Origin of the sequence: Rhizobium ruizarguesonis, from assembly GCF_012349115.1 — a bacterium.
GTDB classification, from domain to species: Bacteria; Pseudomonadota; Alphaproteobacteria; order Rhizobiales; family Rhizobiaceae; genus Rhizobium; species Rhizobium ruizarguesonis.
In genome coordinates this window covers 84,591-105,007 of record NZ_PQIG01000073.1, presented here as the reverse complement: position 1 = coordinate 105,007, position 20,417 = coordinate 84,591, and the positions used below count along the sequence as shown (strand labels likewise).

The 20,417-nt window shown below is 60.8% G+C and carries 13 protein-coding genes and 1 pseudogene; 7 read left to right on the top strand and 7 right to left on the bottom strand.

The window, feature by feature from the left end:
- Positions 1-186: 186 nt before the first annotated feature.
- A pseudogene (locus C3Y91_RS14085) lies at positions 187-632 on the top strand (helix-turn-helix domain-containing protein); the annotation flags it as partial.
- Positions 633-718: 86 nt separating this feature from the next.
- Here C3Y91_RS14085 and C3Y91_RS14080 read toward each other — a convergent pair.
- The 3 genes from C3Y91_RS14080 to C3Y91_RS14070 all read right to left on the bottom strand — a co-directional run bounded on the left by C3Y91_RS14080 (position 719) and on the right by C3Y91_RS14070 (position 4,371).
- The gene (locus C3Y91_RS14080; RefSeq protein WP_018069520.1) at positions 719-1,744 is read right to left on the bottom strand and encodes an ABC transporter permease; all 1,026 of its coding nucleotides are present in this window, start codon (positions 1,742-1,744) and stop codon (positions 719-721) included.
- Positions 1,745-1,787: 43 nt separating this feature from the next.
- A complete protein-coding gene (locus C3Y91_RS14075) occupies positions 1,788-3,329 on the bottom strand; it encodes a sugar ABC transporter ATP-binding protein (RefSeq protein WP_024322021.1) in 1,542 nt (513 codons plus the stop codon).
- A gap of 79 nt (positions 3,330-3,408) precedes the next feature.
- Complete coding sequence (locus tag C3Y91_RS14070) at positions 3,409-4,371, bottom strand: sugar-binding protein (protein ID WP_018069522.1); 963 nt, start codon at positions 4,369-4,371, stop codon at positions 3,409-3,411.
- Between the two features lie 346 nt (positions 4,372-4,717).
- On the opposite strand from C3Y91_RS14070, the gene C3Y91_RS14065 reads away from it, so the two are divergent.
- Positions 4,718-5,806, top strand: coding sequence for a LacI family DNA-binding transcriptional regulator (locus tag C3Y91_RS14065; protein WP_024322020.1), 1,089 nt, complete (start codon positions 4,718-4,720; stop codon positions 5,804-5,806).
- 23 nt (positions 5,807-5,829) lie between these two features.
- On the opposite strand, the gene C3Y91_RS14060 is transcribed toward C3Y91_RS14065, so the two are convergent.
- The 3 genes from C3Y91_RS14060 to C3Y91_RS14050 all read right to left on the bottom strand — a co-directional run bounded on the left by C3Y91_RS14060 (position 5,830) and on the right by C3Y91_RS14050 (position 11,801).
- The gene (locus C3Y91_RS14060) at positions 5,830-9,477 is read right to left on the bottom strand and encodes a hydantoinase B/oxoprolinase family protein (RefSeq protein ID WP_168575466.1); all 3,648 of its coding nucleotides are present in this window, start codon (positions 9,475-9,477) and stop codon (positions 5,830-5,832) included.
- 90 nt (positions 9,478-9,567) lie between these two features.
- Entirely contained in the window at positions 9,568-10,842 is a 1,275-nt protein-coding gene (locus tag C3Y91_RS14055) for an MFS transporter (RefSeq protein ID WP_168575465.1), read from the bottom strand.
- Between the two features lie 149 nt (positions 10,843-10,991).
- Positions 10,992-11,801 (bottom strand): putative hydro-lyase, encoded by an 810-nt coding sequence (locus tag C3Y91_RS14050; protein WP_024322018.1) that lies wholly within the window; start codon positions 11,799-11,801, stop codon positions 10,992-10,994.
- Between the two features lie 107 nt (positions 11,802-11,908).
- On the opposite strand from C3Y91_RS14050, the gene C3Y91_RS14045 reads away from it, so the two are divergent.
- The 4 genes from C3Y91_RS14045 to C3Y91_RS14030 all read left to right on the top strand — a co-directional run bounded on the left by C3Y91_RS14045 (position 11,909) and on the right by C3Y91_RS14030 (position 19,058).
- Entirely contained in the window at positions 11,909-12,811 is a 903-nt protein-coding gene (locus tag C3Y91_RS14045; protein WP_024322017.1) for a LysR family transcriptional regulator, read from the top strand.
- A 292-nt stretch (positions 12,812-13,103) separates the two neighbouring features.
- Positions 13,104-14,810, top strand: a complete 1,707-nt coding sequence (ilvB, locus tag C3Y91_RS14040) for a biosynthetic-type acetolactate synthase large subunit (RefSeq protein ID WP_024322016.1) — start codon at positions 13,104-13,106, stop codon at positions 14,808-14,810.
- A gap of 250 nt (positions 14,811-15,060) precedes the next feature.
- Positions 15,061-18,303, top strand: a complete 3,243-nt coding sequence (locus C3Y91_RS14035) for an adenylate/guanylate cyclase domain-containing protein (RefSeq protein ID WP_168575467.1) — start codon at positions 15,061-15,063, stop codon at positions 18,301-18,303.
- Between the two features lie 74 nt (positions 18,304-18,377).
- Entirely contained in the window at positions 18,378-19,058 is a 681-nt protein-coding gene (locus tag C3Y91_RS14030; protein WP_018069530.1) for a peroxiredoxin-like family protein, read from the top strand.
- Positions 19,059-19,130: 72 nt separating this feature from the next.
- Here C3Y91_RS14030 and C3Y91_RS14025 read toward each other — a convergent pair whose 3' ends face one another.
- On the bottom strand, positions 19,131-19,685 hold the full coding sequence (locus C3Y91_RS14025) for a cytochrome c (protein WP_168575464.1): 555 nt from the start codon (positions 19,683-19,685) through the stop codon (positions 19,131-19,133).
- Between the two features lie 215 nt (positions 19,686-19,900).
- On the opposite strand from C3Y91_RS14025, the gene C3Y91_RS14020 reads away from it, so the two are divergent.
- Positions 19,901-20,404 (top strand): cytochrome b, encoded by a 504-nt coding sequence (locus C3Y91_RS14020; protein ID WP_018069532.1) that lies wholly within the window; start codon positions 19,901-19,903, stop codon positions 20,402-20,404.
- Positions 20,405-20,417 lie beyond the last annotated feature (13 nt).

The window sequence follows — 20,417 nt, the reverse complement described above, 5'->3', positions numbered from 1 at the left end:
CCAAAGTGACACTTCTACTTTGCACACAAACGGACATTCCAACTTCCCCGCCACAATGTTTGTAGGATGGCACATTCTATTTAGTAATGCGACAGTCTCGCCTCTCGAGGTTCTGGTCAATGCCAACGTTGGGAGCAAGGACGACGACCTCCAGCCTGGTCGAGACCAAGAGCGGTCGGAGTCGTCATGTCCTTTATGATCACCACGTCGCAGAAAGAATTGCATCGCCTCGACGTTATTCAGAAGATCCGTGATCAGCGCCTGAGTGTCACCCAGGCCGCCGAGCTGCTTGGGCTCAGCCGAAGTCAGATGCACAGGCTGCGCAGGCCTATGACCATTCCGGTGCGGCCGGCCTGGTTTCGAAGAAGCGATCGAGACCACAATCGGTGCCACAGCGAGGAGTTTCGCAATGCGGCGCTGGATCTCATCCGCGAACGCTATCTGGATTCGGTCCGACGCTGGCTCGCGAGAAGCTGATCGAACTGCATCAGATTTCGGTCGCTAAGGAGACGCTGCGGCAATGGATGACCGAGGCCGGCATATGGGTCTCGCGACGCGAGCGCAAGAAGCCGGTTTTCCAGCCGCACGGCCGGCGCGATTGTTTCGGTGAACTGATCCAGATCGATGGCTCGGTGCCCCTCACCCGCCCGATCTGATCTTGCAAAACGGATTGTCTCAACGGGCCAAGGTCATGACACGCATGGCCCCATGCACTGACCTAGTCCTGATTGGCAACCACTGGCAAACTGCCTTCGTTCGAAAGACGGGTTTCGGTCTGCCGGGCGGCAAAGACGAGGCGGCGCTTTGCGCGGATCGCGTGCCATTGTTGGTCGATCAGGACGCCGATGAGGATCACGCCACCCATGACCGCGAAATTCAAAGACGAGGGTATACCCAGTAGATTCACGAGATTCTGCAACTCCTGGAGCAGGACCGTTCCCAGCACGACGCCGACGATCGACCCCTCGCCGCCGCGAAGCGAAAAGCCGCCGAGTACGGCAGCGGCAATCGCGTAGAGTTCGTAGAACTGGCCATGGCTCGCCGGCGAGATCGAGCGCGTGTACATGGCGAAATAAATTGCCGATAGCGCCGTCAGCAGCCCGCAGATGACATAGGCCGACATGACCATGCGGCCGGTACGGATACCGGAATAGCGGGCGGCCTCCTCGTTCTTCCCGATCGCGTAAAGATAACGCCCGAAGACAGAGCGATGCAGCATAATCCACATGACCACGGCAATGATGACGAGTGCGATGAAGGTGTTGGGAACGCCGTAAAACCGTCCGGCGGTCAGGAATTCGAGGTCTGGGAAATTCTGGCCGAAAGCAAAGCCCGCCGTCCCGTCGGCCGTATAGAAGCGCGCTGCCCCACGATAGATCAGGAGGCCGCAGAGGGTGACGACGAAGGGTTGCAGGTTGAGCCGGGTGATCAGCCAGCCGTGGACGGCACCTATGACCGCGCCGAGCACGAGAATGAGCGGCAGCGCCAGCATCCATGACATATCCTGGACCGCGATGAAATCGACGAACAGCACGCCGAGAAGCGCTACGAGCGAACCGACGGAAAGCTCGATACCGCCTGTGATGATGACAAAGGCCTGGCCGATCGACAGGATGCCGAACAGGCCGATCAGGTTGGCAGTGTTGGCCAGGTTGATCGGCAGCAGGAAGCGCGGGTTGATGATGGCGACGACGATGCCCACGACGACGATCAAAAGCAGCAGTCCGAGATCTTTTTTGATCATTCGAGATCCATCCCCCGATACTTATTTCTATTGGCCGCAGCCCCTATTTTACCCTTTTGCCGACGGCAAGCAAAAGGACGCTTTCCTGGCTGATTTCGTCCTCTTCCAATATGCCGGCGATCTGGCCCTCGTGCATGACGGCGATGCGGTCGGAAACGCCGATCACCTCTTCCATGTCGCTGGAGATCATCAGGACCGCGACTCCGGCATCGGCAAGCGCTCGCATCAGGCCATAGATCTCGTTCTTCGCGCCGATATCGATGCCGCGCGTCGGCTCGTCGAAGATCATCACCCTCGGGCTCATCGACAACCATTTGGCAAGCACCACCTTCTGCTGGTTGCCGCCGGATAGAGTGCCGGTTCGCGTCGAAACGGAGGGCGCCTTGATACCGAGGCGAACGCGCTGCTTTTCGGCCGCCGCCCTCTCCCGCTCAGCAGAAAGCATGAAGCGGCTGGAGAGCTTGGGGAGATCGGCAAGGGTTACGTTCTGGGCGATCGGGAAATCAAGAAGAATGCCGTTGCGCTTGCGATCCTCCGGTACCAGGAAAATGCCACGAGCGACGGCGTCCCGGGCAGACCTGATCGCAATTTGCCGCCCGTCCTGCAGAATGGCTCCGCCGTAGCTCCGGTCAATGCCGAAGAGCACCCTTGCAAGCTCGGTGCGGCCCGACCCGACGAGCCCTGCAAGCCCCATGATTTCTCCATACCGGATTTCCAGATCAACGGGACGGCCCGGATAGGCCTCGGTGCGCACGCCGCTTGCCTTCAGTGCAACCGAGCCGGGCGAGCGCTGCGGTTTTGCGGTCCGGGCCGCAAGCACGCGTCCGATCATCAGCTTGACCATCTGGTCGTGGCCGATGTCTTTCTTGGCGAGCGTGCCCACAAGCGTGCCGTCGCGCAGAACTATGACCCGGTCTGCCACGCGCTCAACCTCGTGAAGGCGATGCGAGATGAAAATTACGCTGATGCCATCGGCTTTCAGCGATTTGATAATGCTCAGGAGCCGCTCGGTTTCGGCCAGCGGCAGGCTGGACGTGGGTTCGTCGAAGATGACGAGCCTGGCGTTGATGGACAGCGCCTTGGCGATTTCCACCATCTGCTGCTCGGCAAGGGAAAGCGATGCCACGGGTGTGTCGGCGGAAAAATGAGCCCCTACCCGCTTCAAGAGCGGCTTCACCATGTCTCGCAGTCGATCGCGATCGACGAGCTTGAAAGGTCCCGCCTTCAGCGGTTCGCGGCCCAGAAAGATATTGGCAGCAACGTCGAGATTCTCAAAGAGATTGAGTTCCTGGTGTACGAAGGCGATGCCGGATGCGATGCTCGATTCCACAGTGAGGAAACGAAGCTCTGCGCCGTCGAGCAGGATCGTGCCTCGGTCGGGTGCGATCACGCCGCCAAGAATCTTCATCAGCGTCGATTTTCCAGCCCCGTTCTCGCCGACGAGGCCAATGACCTCTCCCGGCATGATGTCGATCGACAGGCCCTCAAGCGCAACGACGCCCGGATAGGTCTTGCCAACGCCGGAAAGCGACAGGAATGGCGTTGCAAGCGCGTCCGGTGACGGGATGTCGGAGCTGTGGTTCATCGCCTGTCCATGGCTGCTAATGCTGTCGGCATGAGACATCTTTCGCGGCGGCGGCAAGTGCCTCCGCCGCGAAGGAGGGTTATTTTCCAGACATAGCCTTCAGGCTGGCGGCATACTTGTCAACGTCATCCTTGCCGATGATCACCGTCGGGATGATGATCAAGCCGTTGCTGGGAACGCCTGATTTGTCGCCCTTGAGATAGGACGCCATCAGCTTCATGCCCTGATAGGCCCACTCGAACGGCTGCTGCACGACGGTCGCTGCGATCGTGCCTTCCTTGACGCCGCCGAGCGTGATCGGATCGTCATCAAAGCCGACGACGGTGATCTGGCCGAGTTTGCCGGCGTCGCGCAGCGCTTCATAGATGCGCGGCGTATTGTAGGAGTAGAAGCCGACCATGCAGGTGACGTCGGGGCTGGCCACCAGCGCGTCCTCGACGTTCTTCTTTGCGCGCGTCTGGTCGATATCGTCGCCGCGTACATCTGTCAGCTCGATCTTCGTGCCCTTCAGGCCGTCCTTCATGCCCTGGATGCGTTCTTTGGCATTGTCGGCGCCCAGCAGACCGACGAAACCGATGCATTTGCCGCCGTCAGGCATCGCCTTCTTGGCGATTTCGGCGGCCTGCATGCCGGCGTCGATATTCGATGAGCCGATATAGGCGACGCGGTTGGTCTGCGGCGCATCACTATCGGTCGTGAAGAGAGCAGTCTGCGAGCCGATCTTGTTCAAGCCGTCCGTCTGAGTCTTGGGATCGACCGCGGAGACCATGACCCCCTTGACGCCGGCACTGACCAAGTCTTCCATAAGCCGTTGCTGAACGGCAACCGATGCCTGCTCAGGGTACTTCAGCTCCATCTGGTAGTCTGGCATCTCGCTCTGCGCCTTCTTCACGCCCGCCTCTGCGGCTTTCCAGAAGTCGGATGCGCCATTGACGACAAATGCAAGTGTCGGCTTGTCGGCAGCATGCGATACGGCAATCGGCGCCGCGCTCAGCATCAACCCGGCGAAAAACAAGGCTGCATTGCGTTTCAGCTGTTTCATAATACACCTCCCGAGGGGCCGCAGTTGCACGGGCCCGTTTCCGATTTACGGCCGGCCGGATGCGCCCCCTCCCAGGGCCGTCGCAAAGCGACGAGTGCATAGGTTCCGATCGCCCCCTGACGGTATACAAGAATTTTAATTAGTAAATAGTATTATCAATGCAGATCAAAACATTTCATCGCGCGGTGGTTATGATGGCAATTTTGTACTGGCATTGGCCAATAACTGATAGTGTTGCAATAATTCATGCAATTGCCAGCGCTTTCAGATAGATGCTAATATTAATTAGCAAAAACGACGATCGATCACCCTGACCGGTTATCCCAAGCAGAGACAGTTTCCACGAATGCGAAAACCCAAGACCCAAAATAAGCCTGTGCGCGTGACGATGATGGACATCGCGGCGGCGGCTGGCTGCTCGCAAGCGGCCGTCTCCTTCGTCCTCAACGACACGCCCGGTACCCGCATCTCACAGCAGACGCGCGATCGCGTGTTAGAGGCGGCGCGCGCGCTCGGTTACATGGAGAAGACCTATACGACGAAGGCCTCCTATTCGGGACTGGACAACGTCATCGGTTTCGCCGTGGATCAACTCGCCACCAGCCCGGAAGCGATCGTTGCGATCGAAGGCGCGCGGCAAGCCTCCTGGAACGCCGGCAATGTCCTTCTGGTAACCCAGACGCTCAGTGACCCCGTCATGGAGCCGAGGGCAATCGAGGCGTTGACGAACGGAGGCATATCGGCGCTCATATATATGACGATCTATACCCGCCAGGTGGAGCTTCCATCCTATGTCAGCAAGCTCAACATCCCGACGGTCCTGCTGAACTGTTATACGGCGGACCATGCCTTTCCCGCCGTGGTGCCGAGCGAGATCGCGGGAGGGCAGAGCTCCACCCGGCATCTGATCACGCACGGACACCATCGTATCGCGACGATCACTGGCGAAATCTGGATGCAGGCTGCGCAGGACCGGCTGACAGGATATCGCCGCGCGCTTGCGACCGCCGATATACCCTTCGATCCGGAATTGGTCATTGAAGGCGACTGGTCGGCCGGTGCCGGCTATGCCTCCACGATGAAACTGCTTGCTCTGAAAGAGCCGCCCACCGCGATCTTCTGCCAGAACGACCGCACCGCCATCGGGTGCTACGAGGCGCTCAAGGATGCAGGGCTTCGCATTCCCCAGGACATGTCGGTGGTGGGTTATGACGACGAAGAAATTTCACGACATCTCGTCCCCCCGCTGACGACTTCGGTGCTTCCACATCTTGCCATGGGACAATGGGCGATCGAACATCTCAACCCGGAAAGTGTGCCCGGGAAGCGCTATCCCATTGCGAAGCTCGAATGCTCGCTCGTTAAGCGGCATTCCGTCGCGGCGCCGCGGGCCGAGGCTCGACAGATCCTCGATGGCGCCCATACCTCGTCGTAGAAACTGGGTTCGCGCCGGGCCACTCATCCGCTGAGTGGAGCCCCATAGCCGCCGCCGGTCGGGGTGACGATGGTGATCGCCTCGCCTTCATCAAGCCGCGTCTGCGCACAGCCTGGCAGCAGCTCGATTTTCTGGTCGAGCCGGCGCACGAGGTTTCTGCCGGTTTCGCCCGCTTCGCCGCCGGCGAGGCCGAACGGCCTGACGGTGCGGTGCCCGGAGAGGATCGCGCAATCCATCGAGCGCCGGAAACGGATCGTGCGGCTGGTGCCGTCGCCGCCGTTCCAGTGTCCTTTGCCCCCTGAACCTTCGCGTATGTGGAAATCCTCGAGCACGACGGGAAAGCGCAGTTCGAGGATTTCCGGATCCGTCAGGCGCGAATTCGTCATATGGGACTGAACGCCGGCAACGCCTGAAAACCCCTCGCCTGCCGGAGCGCCCGAGCATAGCGTTTCGTAATATTGGTGCGTCTCATTTCCGAAGGTCAGATTGTTCATCGTCCCTTGTGACGACGACAGCTTACCGAGCGCCCCAAAGAGACAATTGGTGACGGCCTGGCTCACCTCGACGTTTCCGGCGACGACTGCCGCCGGGCGGCGAGGTGCAAGCATTGACCCTTCCGGGACGATGATTCTGATCGGCCGCAGGCAGCCTGCATTCATCGGGATATGGTCTTCCACGAGGACACGGAAGACATAGAGGACCGCCGCGCGGGTGATCGGTTCCGGGGCATTGAAATTGTCCGGCTGCTGTTGCGATGTGCCGGTAAAGTCGACCGTCGCTTCGCGTTTCGTGCGGTCGATGCTGATGCGGACCTTAATCTCGCATCCCTGGTCCATCGGATAGGTGAATTCGGCATCGTCAAGGCGAGCGATCAAGCGGCGGACACTTTCTGCCGCATTGTCCTGCACATGCGCCATATAGGCTTCGACGACGTCGAGGCCGAACTGATCGACCATCTTTCCGAGTTCGTCGGCGCCCTTACGGTTGGCGGCGATCTGCGCCTTGATATCCCCGATGTTCTGGCCGAGATTGCGCACCGGGTGGAGTGCTCCCGTCAGCAGTTCGGCAAGTTCAGCCTCCCGAAAACGGCCCCGGTCCAGGAGCTTGAAGTTGTCGATATAGACGCCCTCTTCATCGATGGTGCGGGCGTTCGGCGTCATCGATCCCGGCGCGATGCCGCCAATGTCGGCATGATGGCCGCGGGATGCCACCCAAAACAAGATTTCATTGCCCTCGGCGTCGAAAATCGGGGTGCAGACCGTGACGTCAGGCAAATGTGTGCCACCGTTATAGGGTGCGTTGATGGCGAAGACATCGCCGGCATGGATGACCGGATTGCCGGTGATGATCGCCTCCACCGAGCGATCCATCGACCCCAGGTGCACCGGGACATGCGGGGCATTGGCGACGAGCGCGCCATGACGATCGAAGATCGCGCAGGAGAAGTCGAGCCGCTCCTTGATGTTGACGGACGATGCCGTGTTTTGCAGCGTGAAGCCCATCTGCTCGGCGATCGACATGAAGAGGTTGTTGAATATTTCGAGCATGACCGGATCAGCCGCCGTGCCGAGCGCCAGTGACCGCGATCTGGCGATTTTGCGTTCGAGGACAATATGATCCTTGGCTGTCAGCGTGCCTGTCCAGCCGTCTTCGATCACGATGGTCTGGTTAGGCTCGATCAGCAGGGCCGGACCTTCGACGACATTTCCGGAGGAAAGTTGCTCGCGGCGATAGACCGGCGCCGCGTGCCACCGCCCCTCGGAAAAGAAGCGCGTGCGGGTGGCGGGATCGAGACGGACATTGCTGGTGACTGCGTTTGCCTCCGGTTCCACGCTCCGGCCTCCCCCGACCGCCTCGATGGCGAGCGTCTCGACGATCATCGGTTTGTCATGATCGACAAAACCGAAGCGGGACTTGTGCGCGACTTCGAAGCTCTGTTTCAGCGCATCGACGTCAAAATGGCTTGGCGCAATGCCGGCTTCTGTCGCGGTGATCCGGGCAGCGGTGGTTTCCAATGCGGTGTCGGCACCGGCATAACGGATATGCAGCCGCAGATGAACAGTGATCTCGGAGGCATCGATGCCCTGTTCACGGACCTCGCGGAACGCCGCTTCTGACAATGGCTGCGCTGCCGTGACGATTGCCGGGATGCTCTCGGCATGAAGAGGCAGATCGAGCGAGGCCTGGCGCATGGCGTGGATGTCAGCAAGCCCCATGCCATAAGCGGACAGCAGGCCTGAGAATGGATGGACGAGGACTTTCGTCATCCGGAGTGCATCCGCCACCAGGCACGCATGCTGGCCACTCGCCCCGCCGAAGGCGTTCAAGGCATAGGTGCTGACATCGTATCCCCGTGCGATCGAGATCTTCTTCACGGCTTCCGCCATATTGGCGACGGCAATCTTCAGGAAGCCGTCGGCCACCTCCTCGCCGCTGCGCCCATCGCCGATCTCCTCGGCGAGTGCGTCGAAGGCGGTCTTGACCACAGCGTAGTCGAGAGGCTGATCCTGGCTTTCACCGAAGATCGCCGGAAACATGACGGGTATCAGCTTGCCGACCATGATATTCGCATCGGTGACGGCAAGTGGCCCATCCCTGCGGTAACCCTTGGGGCCTGGATGGGCGCCGGCAGATTCCGGGCCGACGCGGAAACGCGCGCCGTCATAGCGCAGGAGCGATCCGCCGCCGGCTGCGACCGTGTGGATCTGCATCATCGGTGCGCGCATGCGCACGCCGGCGACCTGGGTTTCGAATGTCCGTTCATATTCTCCGTCGAAATGGGCAACATCCGTGGAGGTGCCGCCCATGTCGAAGCCGATCACTTTTGCAAAACCGGCTTCCGCGCCGGTCTGCGCAAGGGCGACCACACCGCCCGCAGGTCCGGATAAAATGGCGTCCTTGCCCTGGAACAGGCTGGCGGCGGTCAATCCGCCCGACGAGGTCATGAAGGTCAACCGAGCTCCGGTCCGCTCGAGATCGAGTTCTTCCGTCACCTGCGCCACATAGCGGCGCAGGATCGGCGAAAGATAGGCATCGACGACCGTCGTGTCGCCGCGACCGACGAATTTCACCAGCGGCGAAACTTCGTGGCTGACGGAAACCTGCGGAAAGCCCATCTGGCGGGCGATGGCAGCGATCGCCTGCTCATGGCTTGGATAGCGGTAAGCATGCATCAGCACGATGGCAATGGATTTGAAGCCACGTGCGGCGATCTCTTCGACGGCTTTGCGGGCTTCCTCTTCGTTCAATTCCTTCTCGACTTCGCCATCGGCCAGAACGCGCTCGTCGATCTCGGCGACGAAACCGTAGAGCAGTTCCGGTTTGACGACGTGCTTGGCGAAAATATCGGGCCGCGCCTGGTAGCCGATCTCCAACGCATCGCGGAAGCCGCGCGTTGTGATGAGGGCAGTTGGCTCGCCCTTGCGCTCCAGGAGGGCATTGGTCGCAACCGTGGTTCCCATGCGCACCTCGCCGATGGCGCCGGCCGGTATCGGTTCACTCGCATCAAGGCCCATCAACGCCCTTATGCCGGCGACGGCCGCATCCCGGTAGGCGCTGGGATTTTCGGACAGCATTTTGCGGGCATGCAGGCGGCCTTCGGCGTCGCGTCCGATGACATCGGTGAACGTGCCGCCGCGATCGATCCAGAAATCCCAGTGTGATTCACTCATGACTTGACCATCCGCGCGGAAAGCACGGTCCTTGTTTCATCGATTTGGGAAAGAGGCGGATTGCAGCGCCTGCCGCAATCCGGCAAGGCGTCAGTCGGCTGCCAGTTCCTTGCCCTTGGTCTCGGGCAGGATGAAAGCGGCGATGATGACCAGCAGGTAGGCGACGACGGCGAATATGGCGATTGCCTTGCCGAGCGGCATGGTAGCCGTCGCGATGCCCACCAGCGTCGGGTTGAGGGCGGCGACGCCGCGGCCGAAATTATAGGTGAAGCCCTGCCCTGCCGCACGCGTGCGGGTCGGGAAATTCTCGGTCAGAAAGGCGCCCATTCCCGCGAAGATGCCGGAAGCGAAGAAGCCCAGGGGGAAGCCGAGAAACAGCATCAGCGTGTTGTTGATCGGCAGGTAGGTATAGATCATGACAGTGACCATCGCACCGATCGCAAACAGCATGAACTTCTTGCGGCGGCCGATGATGTCGGACAAATAGGCGCCGGTGACATAGCCGAAGAACGAGCCGATGATGATGACGGCGAGGTAGCCGCCGCTACCGATGATGCTCAAGTGCCTTTCCGTCTTGAGGAAGCTCGGCAGCCAGGTGGCGATTGCATAATAGCCGCCTTGCGCACCGGTGGTCATCAACGACAGCAGCATGGTCCGGCCGAGCATCGCGGGGGCGAAGATTTCGGTGATGCGCACGACCTCGCCGGAGGCTTGCAGCTTCTTCTGCGAGGCGGTGTAGACCTCCGGCTCCCGAATGAACCGCCGCACGATGATGGCGAGAATGGCCGGTGCCAGCCCAGCCCAGAAGAGCCCGCGCCAGGCCTCTTCCTGCGGCATCAGGCTGAACAGGATGGTGGACAGCAAAACGGCCGCACCCCAGCCGACAGACCAGGCACTTTGCACCATGCCGACCGCTTTCCCACGGTGCTTGGCTGCGATCACCTCGGCCATCAGCACCGCGCCGGCCGACCATTCGCCACCAAAACCAAGCCCCATCAGCGCACGGCATACGAGAAGCTGTTCGAAATTTTGGGCAAAGCCGCTGAGGAAGGTGAATACGGTGAACCAGATCACCGTGATCTGCAAGGTGCGCACCCGCCCGAAGCGGTCGGCGAGAATGCCGGCAAACCAGCCGCCGAGCGCGGAGGCAAGAAGCGTCACCGTGGCGATGATCCCGACATCGGTGTTGGAAATTGCAAGCGTGGCAATGATCGCCGGTATTGCGAGGCTGTAGATCTGGACATCGAACGCATCCAGCGCGTATCCGGAAAAGCACGCCCAGAATGTGCGTTTCCCCGGCTGCGTCAGTTCACCATACCAGCTTCGCGGCTCGGCACGCGTTGAGACGGCGTAGTTGTCTGTCATGTCATTCCCCTTTTCGTTGTTGAGTTTGCCATGGCCCCGCGATTTTCCCAGTTCTTATTGGCGGGGCGTGATTGTCCAATCCTGTTCTAAATTAGATAGTTGGAGCATGGTGTTATCCGAAAACCGCTCATGTTTTTCGGCATCACGCCTTAGAAAGCGATGAGGGCCGCGTTCGGCTTGTCCGTGACCAGCATGCAGCCGGGCGCATGCGTGATTGCGAATTTCGGGCGGGCGGCCTCAATGACGGCTTGCGGCGTCACCCCACATGCCCAGAAGACCGGCATTTCGTCGGGCATGATGCGGGTCGGATCGCCGTAGTCTGGTCGCTCGAGGTTCATAATTCCGATGGACGCGGGTAAGCCGATGTGAACGGGTGCGCCATGCACTGCCGGCATTCTCGAGGTGATCTGGACCGCCCGGATGGCGTCGGCTGGGGCGAGCGGCCGCATGGAGACGACCATCGGGCCGGAAAGCGGTCCCGCCGGGACACATTCGATATTCGTCCGGTACATGGCGACATTGTGCCCTTCGGCGACGTGGCGAAGCCCTATGCCATTTGCGATCAGCGCTTCTTCGAACGAGAACGAACAGCCGATGGCGAAGACCACGAGGTCGTCGCTCCAGAGATCGCTAATGTCAGTTGGCTCGGCGGCCAGTTCGCCATCTTCCCAGACGCGGTATCTCGGCACATCCGTCCGGATGTCGAGATCGACGCCCAGGTCCGGAATGCGCGGCGAGCCTTTTTCGGATATGCCGACAAGCGGACATGCCTTGGGATTGCGCACGCAAAAGCGCAGGAAATCATCCGCCAGCACGCTCGGCAGGATGGCGAGATTGGCTTGGACGTAGCCGGGGGCGGTGCCACTTGTTTCCTTCGTCCAGCTGCCATTCCTGGAGGCGGCCCGCATGGCGAGTGGATTGGAGAAAGTCTGCTCCTGACGGTTCGATACTATGTTCATGGAGACACCTCGTTTTCTTCGGATACAAGCATCGGCAAAAACGCGATAATTTCAAATTGTCATTTTTCATGAATATCGATAAATTCTATTTATCAGAGGAACGATGCATGGTGGATTTCAAGGCGCTGGAAACGGTGTTGTGGATTGCGCAGCTTGAGAGCTTCCGAGCCGCTGCCGAAAAGCTGAACACGACCCAACCGGCCATTTCCGTTCGGGTGGCGCAGTTGGAGGAGGAACTCGGGACCCAGCTATTCGATCGGTCTAGCCGGACATTGTCGGTCACGCCCGCCGGACGACAGGTGCTGACCTATGCCGACCGGCTGCTTCGGCTCCGGGCCGAAATGCTCCACGCGGTCGCCGACCGAACCCATCTCGGCGGTACATTCAAGCTGGGTGTGGCAGAGACGATCGTCCACACGTGGCTTCCGAGCTTCCTCGAACAGGTGAGCAACACCTACCCCAAGCTTGCGCTGGAGATCGAGGTCGATATTTCGACCAATCTGCGCGAGCGGTTGCTCCAGCAGAAAATCGATCTGGCGTTTCTGGTCGGGCCATTGAGCGCTCCTGCCGTCATTCAACGCCAACTGTGCCGGTTTCCGGTGAGTTTTGTCGCCAGCCCGAAGGTCAAGGCCGATCTCAAGGACGGTTCGCTGGAGGAAATCGCGCGTTGGCCCATCCTCACCTTCGCGCGCAACACCCAGCCCTATGTGCAGGTAACCGAATTGTTTTCAGATCCCGCCCTGCCGACGCCCAGAATCTACGCGAGTTCGTCGCTCGCCACGCTGATCCGCATGGCATTGGACAGTTTGGGCATTGCTGTTATTCCGCCCGCCATTGTCGCGCTCGAACTCGCGGCCGGAAGACTGGTGGCCCTCGATATCTCCCCCAAACTGCCTGATCTTCAATTCGTTGCCGGCTGGCTCGGAACGCCTGACCGGCGCACATTGGAGGAAGTGGTCGAAATCGCTTCCCGAGCGATAGAACGAGCAGAGCTTGCCTTTGGTCGATAGGCTGGCGAACGGATCGCCCCTGCCCTTGGGTCGTCACTGATCGAACCACTGATCTCAAATATTCTCAACCACAGATACAATCTGCGCAGAGACGACGTTGACGACGTGTAGATTTGGAGCTAGCTCTACTGCCCATGAAAATCGCAGTGGTTCTCGTAGTGGTGATATCGCGCATGGGCAGGACGATCTGATCGTCCGGCAATAGCCACCCATGCGCCGAAAACAGGTCCCTGACGGGGCCTTTTTTTATGCCCCGTCGCACCCATCACCTCACTCACGACGGAACCCAGATATGACCGGCGAGAAAGCCAACTCTTCTCTAAACAACCCTTCTGATCGTCGCATGAACGGCGGCGAGATCGTTCTGCAAGCGCTGCGCGAAAACGGTGTCGAACACATTTTCGGTTATCCCGGCGCAGCGGTGCTGCCGATCTATGACGAAATCTTCCAACAGGAGGACATCAAACATTTCCTGGTGCGCCATGAGCAAGGCGCCGGCCACGCAGCCGAAGGCTATGCCCGCTCGACGGGAAAGGTCGGCGTCATGCTGGTGACATCGGGACCGGGCGTTACAAATGCGATCACGGCGCTGCAGAATGCCCTTATGGACTCCATTCCGATCGTCTGCCTCGCCGGTCAGGTTCCGACAAGCCTGATCGGCACGGACGCTTTTCAGGAATGCGATACGGTCGGCATCACCCGCCCCTGCACAAAGCACAATTTCCTCGTCCAACACATCGACGATCTCGCCAAAACGATCCATCTGGCTTTCCGGATCGCGGCGGCCGGTCGGCCCGGTCCTGTTCTCGTCGACATGCCGAAGGACGTGCTCTTCGCCAGCGGGACCTACGTTGCACCTGACAAGGTAGCTCTGCTGCCGAGCTACCAGCGGGCAGTGCAAGGCGATCAGAACGCGATCCGGTCGGCTGTCGCATTGATGGCCGAAGCCCGACGACCCATCACCTATACGGGCGGCGGCATCATCAACTCCGGACCGGAGGCGTCGAGATTGTTGCGTGAGTTCGTCGATCTCACCGGCTTTCCCGTAACATCGACCGTCATGGGGCTTGGAGCCTATCCCGCCACCGGGCCAAACTGGCTGCGAGTCGCCGGACAGGACGGAACGCATGAAGCCAATATGGCAATTGGCGATTGCGACCTGATGATCGCCATCGGCGCGCGGTTTGACGACCTTGCGACCTCGCGTCCCCAGGAGTTTTCGCCTCACTCGAAGAAAATCCAGATCGATATCGATGCCTCGTCGCTCAACAAAGGCGTTCTCGTCGACATCGGCATTCAGGGCGACGCCGCGCATGTGCTGGCGGACATGATCCATGCCTGGCGGTCGCTTTCCACTATGCCCGACCAGAAGCGGTTGCGGGCGTGGTGGTTGCAGATCGATCATTGGCGAGCCCACCATTCGTTTTCCTACGAGCGGCTGGACCATGCAATCATGCCGCAACATGCCCTGGAGCGCCTGCATGCGCTGACAAAGCCGCACGACCCAATCATCGCCACGGAGATCGGTCAGCAAATGTGGGTGGCGCAGTTCTTCGGTTTCGACAAACCCAATCGCTGGATTACCTCAGGGGGATTGGGGACGATGGGCTTCGGACTTCCTGCTGCGCTGGGCGCGCAGCTCGCACATCCCGGCCGCCTTGTCATCGATATTGCCGGCGACGCGTCGGTGCAAACGACGATGAAAGAGCTGTCGACGGCGATACAGCATCAAGCGCCGATCAAGATCTTCATCTTGAGCGATGAGCATCCGGGCATGGCGCGAGAATGGGGTCAGGTACCGGATGGCAATGGTCGATCGCGCGCTTATTCGGCCTCGCTGCCCGATTTCACCAAGCTTGCTGAAGCCTATGGCGCTGTCGGCCTTCGTTGCGAGAGCCCCAGCGAACTGGATGCCAGGATCGAGGAGATGATCAACGTGGACCGGCCGGTGCTCTTTGACTGCCGGGTTGCAAGGCTCGCCGACGCCCATCCGCAGTGACGGCGGATGATCGAACACCCCAAACAGCAAAAGCCGTGCAATCCTGCGGCAGCCGCACCGGTAAGTCCATCCGTTCGTGAATGCTCATGACGCCAAGATCCCCGTTCTCAAGCTGCCGAAGCTGTCACCAGATCCGCCGCTTGTTTAGTGCTTGCGGGCCTGGGGCAGCAGGTTCATGCTTGTCCCCTGTCTGAGGCCTGCTGGTTGCGGCTGAAATAGCCGTACATCGGGGTTTCGTGAGATGCGTCCGATGGAGTGTAGCGGCTGCGGGTTCGATATTCAGAGCGGTTTTGCTTTCTGTCCGCGATGCGGCGCAAAGCAACCTATTACCTGCGCCGCCTGCGGCTATGCTTGTCAGCCCGATTTTGCCTTCTGCCCCCGATGTGGTGCGTTGATACCAGGCGCAGCGCAACCCGCATCGAAGCTGAAGATCGAGGCGGTACTGTCTAAATCGGAGGGCGACGCCGACCGGCGGCCGGTGACCGTGCTCTTTGCCGATCTCTGCGGCTTCACGACGTTGAGCGAGCAGATCGACCCTGAAGTCATGCGGGTGCTGCAGAACGAATTGTTCGAAGAGATGACCCAGGCGGTCGAGGCTTATGGCGGCTTCGTCGACAAGTTTGTCGGCGATGCGCTGCTGGCGCTGTTCGGCGCGCCGGTCGCTCATGAGGACGATCCGGTCCGGGCGCTTGGTGCCGCACTTGATATGATCGGTCGGGCGACGCAAGTCGGCGAGCGCTGGCACGCCCGCGCCGGCGTCCCGCTGCGTCTGCATATCGGCATCAATAGCGGCCCTGTCGTCACCGGCGGCTTCGGTGCGGTCAGTGCAAAATCCTATTCCGTGACCGGCGACACGGTGAACACCGCCCAACGCCTGCAATCCATGGCCGGCGAAAACGATATCCTTGTCGGGCCGCTGACCTATCGCCTCACCCGCCACGCCTTTGCCTTCGAGAGTCTCGGCGCGCAGGCGTTGCGCGGCAAAAGCGGAAACGTCCTTGTCCATCGGCTGACAGGGCTGTCGGAAGCGCCGCATACGGCGCGCGGGCTCGAAAGTCTCGGCCTTCAGGCACCGATGATCGGACGGGATACGGAAATGTCGCGGTTGCTGACATGCCTCGACCTTGCCTGCGGTGGTGCGGCGCAACTTGTCCGCCTGATCGGCGAAGCGGGCATCGGCAAGTCGCGGCTGGTCAACGAATTCGTCGCGATTGCCGGCAGTGCTGCCCGCTTCCAGGGCCTCGCCATCCGCAAAGCGACCTGCTCTCCGCTCGGCGAACAATCCTATGGCACGCTCGGCGCGGTCGTGCGTAGCGCCTACGGCATCGGCGAGCGGGACGATCTCGACAGGGCGCGGCAATTGCTGGCAACGGGGTTCCGCGCGCTTGACCTGACGCAGGAAGAGGTCGAGGGACTTCTGCCGCTCTTTCTGCATGTCCTCGGCCTCGGCGATCCCGATGGCGCGTTGCGGTACATCGAGCCGGAGCAGTTGCGGCGGCAGATCTTCTATGCCGTCCGAACCGTCTTCGAGCGGCGGCTGGCGCAAGGTCCCCTGCTGCTTGTCATCGAGGATCTGCACTGGGCGGACGCCGCCTCGCTGGAGGTGCTTCGCTTCATGATGGACCGGCTGGAGCGCAGCCGGTTGATGCTGCTGGCGATCTACCGGCCGACATCGCAGACCGACCCACTGGACTCCAATCGTGTCAGCGTCACCGTGCAGCGTCTTGCCCCACTCTTTGCGGCCGACGGGCAGAAGCTGCTTGCTGCGTTTTTTGGCGTGGATCATGGCAAGTTGCCGGTAACGATGCGCAAGCGCATCCTCGACCGCGCCGGCGGCAATCCGCTTTTCATCGAAGAAATCCTTCGGGTGCTGATCGACATGGGCACGTTGCACAATGACGGCCAGCGCTGGCATGTCGCAGCGGAAGACACGGATATCGATATCCCGGTGAACCTGCAGGCCCTGTTGCTTGCCCGCGTCGATCGTCTGCCACAGGACATCAGACGGTTGGCGCAAGAGGCGGCGGTGGTCGGCCCGAAGTTCGATACCGCCCTGCTCCGCACCATCGCCACAGACCCGGCCGCCATCGATGCTGCATTGGATCATCTCTGCGATGCCAATATCATCGAGGAATTGCGCGGGCCGGATGCCGGAGGGTCGCCGGGCTATCGCTTCAGCCAGACGCTGATGCACGACGTCATCTACCACAATCTCCTGCTGCAGCGGCGCATGGAGCTTCATCGACGGATCGGTCAGGTTCTGGAACGTCAATATGGCTTAGCGCCCGACCGGCCGGAACACCTGGCGCAGCTCGGCCATCACTTCAGCCTGACCACAGAAAAGGCCAAGGGCGCCACCTATCTGATGGCGGCGGGCGATCTGGCGCGCAAGGTCTACGCCAATGATGATGCAATGCGCCTCTACCGTCAGGCCCTTGCGGCCTTCGCAAACGAGGCGGAGGTAACACCAGAGCAACTCGCGCTGCTGGAGCGTCTTGCCGATCTCTGCGGTCCCGCCGGCCTGCGCGACGCTGCCTTGATCCACTATCAGCGAGCGCTTGCGATCCACCGCAACAACAACCCTATCGCCGCAGCGCGGATATTGCGCAAGGTCGGCCGTTTGCATCTCGATGCAGGACGCCGCGATCAAGCGGAGACACATTTGGCCGAAGCCGAAGCGATAATCGCAACAATCGATGCGCCGGTCGAACGTGCACATGTCCTGCAGGAGCGCGGCCATCTGGCCTTCCGCATGGGGGATCAGGCCGCTGCCGCCGAGTGGGCGACGCAGGCACTGCAATGCCTGCAAACGCTGCCGATCGACGGGACCACCGAGGCCGGACGGGAGACAGCGCGAGCGATGGCGGAGGCGCTGAACACCAAGGGTGCGGCCTTTGCGCGGCTAGGACGTCGCCGCGAGGCCGTGCAGGAAGTGGAGCGCAGCCTCTCGGTCGCCGAAAAGGCCGATCTGCAAAGTGCTGCCTGCCGCGCCTATTCCAACCTCGGCGTTCTCTACACGATTGTCGATCCGGCCAACGCCATCAAGATCTGCCGGCGCGGACTAGAGCTTGCGACCCGTATCGGCGATCTCGGCTTCCAGGCGCGCCTTCTCGCCAACCTCGCAGTTGCCTGCTGCACCTTCACCGATCGCTGCGCCGCCGAGGGTGTTCCGGCTGCGGAAAAGGCTGTCGAAATCGACCGTGCGCTCGATCAGCGCGACCATCTCTCCGTGCCGCTGATCGTGCTGGGCCAGATTCATCAATGCCACGGGCAGCCGAAGCTAGCTCGTAAGTATTACGAAGAAGCCCTTGAGGTTGCGAAGGAAATTGATGAACCGCAACTGCTCTTTCCGTGCTATGATGGCTTGGCGACACTCAGCCTTGAGCATGACGACATGGACGAGGCGGAACGGTATTTCACGCTGGCACAGGATGTGTGCATCCGCCACAACCTCGATCCAGGCACGCTCGTCGTCTTGCCGTTTCTCGACTGACCTGTCCTCGTTGCAGTGATCGCCGGAGATCGATTTGGCAAATCGATTCAAAGACATAAATGGAGGAACGAAACATGCAGGAGAACCACGCCGCAAGACCATTGCAGCCGGGAGATCGCGCGCCGAACGTGGTGCTGGATGCGATCACCCGCCAGGGCAAGGTCGCCATCGACGATTTTCGCGGCCAGAAGCCGGTGCTCGTCGGGTTGTTCCGCGGATTGCATTGCCCGTTCTGTCGCCGGCAAATTGCCGCCATGGCGGAACTCACCGACGCATTGCAGGAGAAAGGCATCGACAGCCTGACCGTCGTCAACACGCCGATCGAGCGTGCCCGTCTCTATTTCCGCTACCATCCGCTTCCCAATCTGCTGGCGGCCTCGGACCCGGAACGGGTATCGCACAGGGCCTTCGGCCTGCCGAATCTTCAGTTCACCGAGGCCGAGAATGACTGGCCGCACAAGATCAGCATGGATGCGGTGACGTCGATGCGCATCGACATGCCGGGCGAGCTTCCAGCGCCCATGGACCTGATGGCAGCGATGGAATTCCTCGACAAGGCGGATGGCTATGAATTTACCGAGGATGACAAGCAGATGAACGCCACCGGCCACGGCCAACTCGTCGGCGAATTCCTGCTCGATCGGGATGGCGTCGTGCGCTGGTGTTTCACCGAAGTCGAGGAGGATGGCCGCCATATGTTCGGCGGTCCTGCCCCTCGGGAAGTGATGTCGGCAGCGTCGAACATGGCTGTTTGAAGCGCATGAGGCGTGCTTGAAAGGTCGGACGCTTGAACAAGGCGAGCAATTCCCGGTCCCGCATGATCGCCCTTATTCCATCCTGAATTTGGCGTGGCAGGTCGTGCAGGTCTGGAGCATGAGGTGGAACGCGTGTTCCGCCGGCATTGCCAGCAGCTCCTGCTCGTTGCGGACGTGAGTACCGAAAGGACCGCCGCCCATGGCCTCTCCGGGCTTCATGCGCATGCTGGCAGTCATCGGCCCGGGGTTTTTCTGCGCGGCGGCATCCAGTGCGACGGCGTAGTCGCGCAGGTCGTTGGCGATACGGTCGAACCGGTCGCGCTCGTTAAGGATGTTCGGCCCGGCCTTCGACTGAGGACTGGCGGTCTCGGACGCGAAGTGTCCCGAGAGAACGATGCCCGACCTTTCGCGGATCGTGTCGGCAGCCCACCTGAACTCGGCAGCGTTGTAGCTCGTCGGATCCTTGAACATGCCGGAGATCGTCTTTGCCGCCGCGGCCATGGCCTTCATGTCCGCCTGCCGAAGAGCCACGACATCCTCGGCTGCCGGCAGGGGGACTGCCGTGATCAGCACAGCTTCCACGACGGCGAGCAGTCCGAATATGTTCACGAATATGGTCCGTCCCATAAAGCTGCGTTCCGAATCCAAGATCATGCCGCTTGCTTACCGATATCCGTTCTCATCTGGGCAGCAAAAGGGCGAACACTCTCTCCGATCACACCGCCATCTTGCGGCAGCTCTCGGCGCGCTATGCGCAGCCTTCTGTGGCGGCTTGGCAACGGCCCGATCAGGAAGCGTTAACCGCCGCCGATTAGTCTGCGGCTCTCGCTGGGAGAGGATTGATGAAAGGTGGCTATTCGCTGGCCCAGATAGGGCTTCACTGGCTGATCGCCCTCATGGTGCCAGTCCAGTATCTGACGGGTGGCAGCATCGGGAGAATCCACCACGCCGTCCACATGGGGATGATGCCATCGCCTTCGGACGTCTTCCAACACCAGCTCCACAACTATGCGGGAATGGCGATCGGCCTGTTGATGGGCGTACGCCTGGTTCTTCGTGTCCTTCACCCGCCCGAGACCGGCGCGCCCGGCACATGGACCGGGCGAGCCGCCGCGACGCTTCATCACGCCTTCTACGCCGCAATCATCGGACAGGCCTGCATGGGATTCGTCGCGAGCTACTTCTGGTTCGGGATTGCGCCGTACCACGTTGTCGGGTCGAGGATCATCCTGGCGATGGTCGCGCTGCATCTCGCCGCGGCGATCTGGCACACGCTCGTCGTCCGTGACGAGACGGTCGACCGGATGCTGCTGCCGCGCCGGAAGCGGTCAGCCGACAATCTGTAAAGTGGCCAAAGGG

What these genes read in the sequence shown, in the direction of transcription:
- C3Y91_RS14080 (WP_018069520.1), bottom strand. Translation starts at nt 1,744, where the DNA reads ATGATCAAAAAAGATCTCGGACTGCTGCTTTTGATCGTCGTCGTGGGC.
- C3Y91_RS14075 (WP_024322021.1), bottom strand. Translation starts at nt 3,329, where the DNA reads ATGAACCACAGCTCCGACATCCCGTCACCGGACGCGCTTGCAACGCCA.
- C3Y91_RS14070 (WP_018069522.1), bottom strand. Translation starts at nt 4,371, where the DNA reads ATGAAACAGCTGAAACGCAATGCAGCCTTGTTTTTCGCCGGGTTGATG.
- C3Y91_RS14065 (WP_024322020.1), top strand. Translation starts at nt 4,718, where the DNA reads ATGCGAAAACCCAAGACCCAAAATAAGCCTGTGCGCGTGACGATGATG.
- C3Y91_RS14060 (WP_168575466.1), bottom strand. Translation starts at nt 9,477, where the DNA reads ATGAGTGAATCACACTGGGATTTCTGGATCGATCGCGGCGGCACGTTC.
- C3Y91_RS14055 (WP_168575465.1), bottom strand. Translation starts at nt 10,842, where the DNA reads ATGACAGACAACTACGCCGTCTCAACGCGTGCCGAGCCGCGAAGCTGG.
- C3Y91_RS14050 (WP_024322018.1), bottom strand. Translation starts at nt 11,801, where the DNA reads ATGAACATAGTATCGAACCGTCAGGAGCAGACTTTCTCCAATCCACTC.
- C3Y91_RS14045 (WP_024322017.1), top strand. Translation starts at nt 11,909, where the DNA reads ATGGTGGATTTCAAGGCGCTGGAAACGGTGTTGTGGATTGCGCAGCTT.
- ilvB (WP_024322016.1), top strand. Translation starts at nt 13,104, where the DNA reads ATGACCGGCGAGAAAGCCAACTCTTCTCTAAACAACCCTTCTGATCGT.
- C3Y91_RS14035 (WP_168575467.1), top strand. Translation starts at nt 15,061, where the DNA reads ATGGAGTGTAGCGGCTGCGGGTTCGATATTCAGAGCGGTTTTGCTTTC.
- C3Y91_RS14030 (WP_018069530.1), top strand. Translation starts at nt 18,378, where the DNA reads ATGCAGGAGAACCACGCCGCAAGACCATTGCAGCCGGGAGATCGCGCG.
- C3Y91_RS14025 (WP_168575464.1), bottom strand. Translation starts at nt 19,685, where the DNA reads ATGGGACGGACCATATTCGTGAACATATTCGGACTGCTCGCCGTCGTG.
- C3Y91_RS14020 (WP_018069532.1), top strand. Translation starts at nt 19,901, where the DNA reads ATGAAAGGTGGCTATTCGCTGGCCCAGATAGGGCTTCACTGGCTGATC.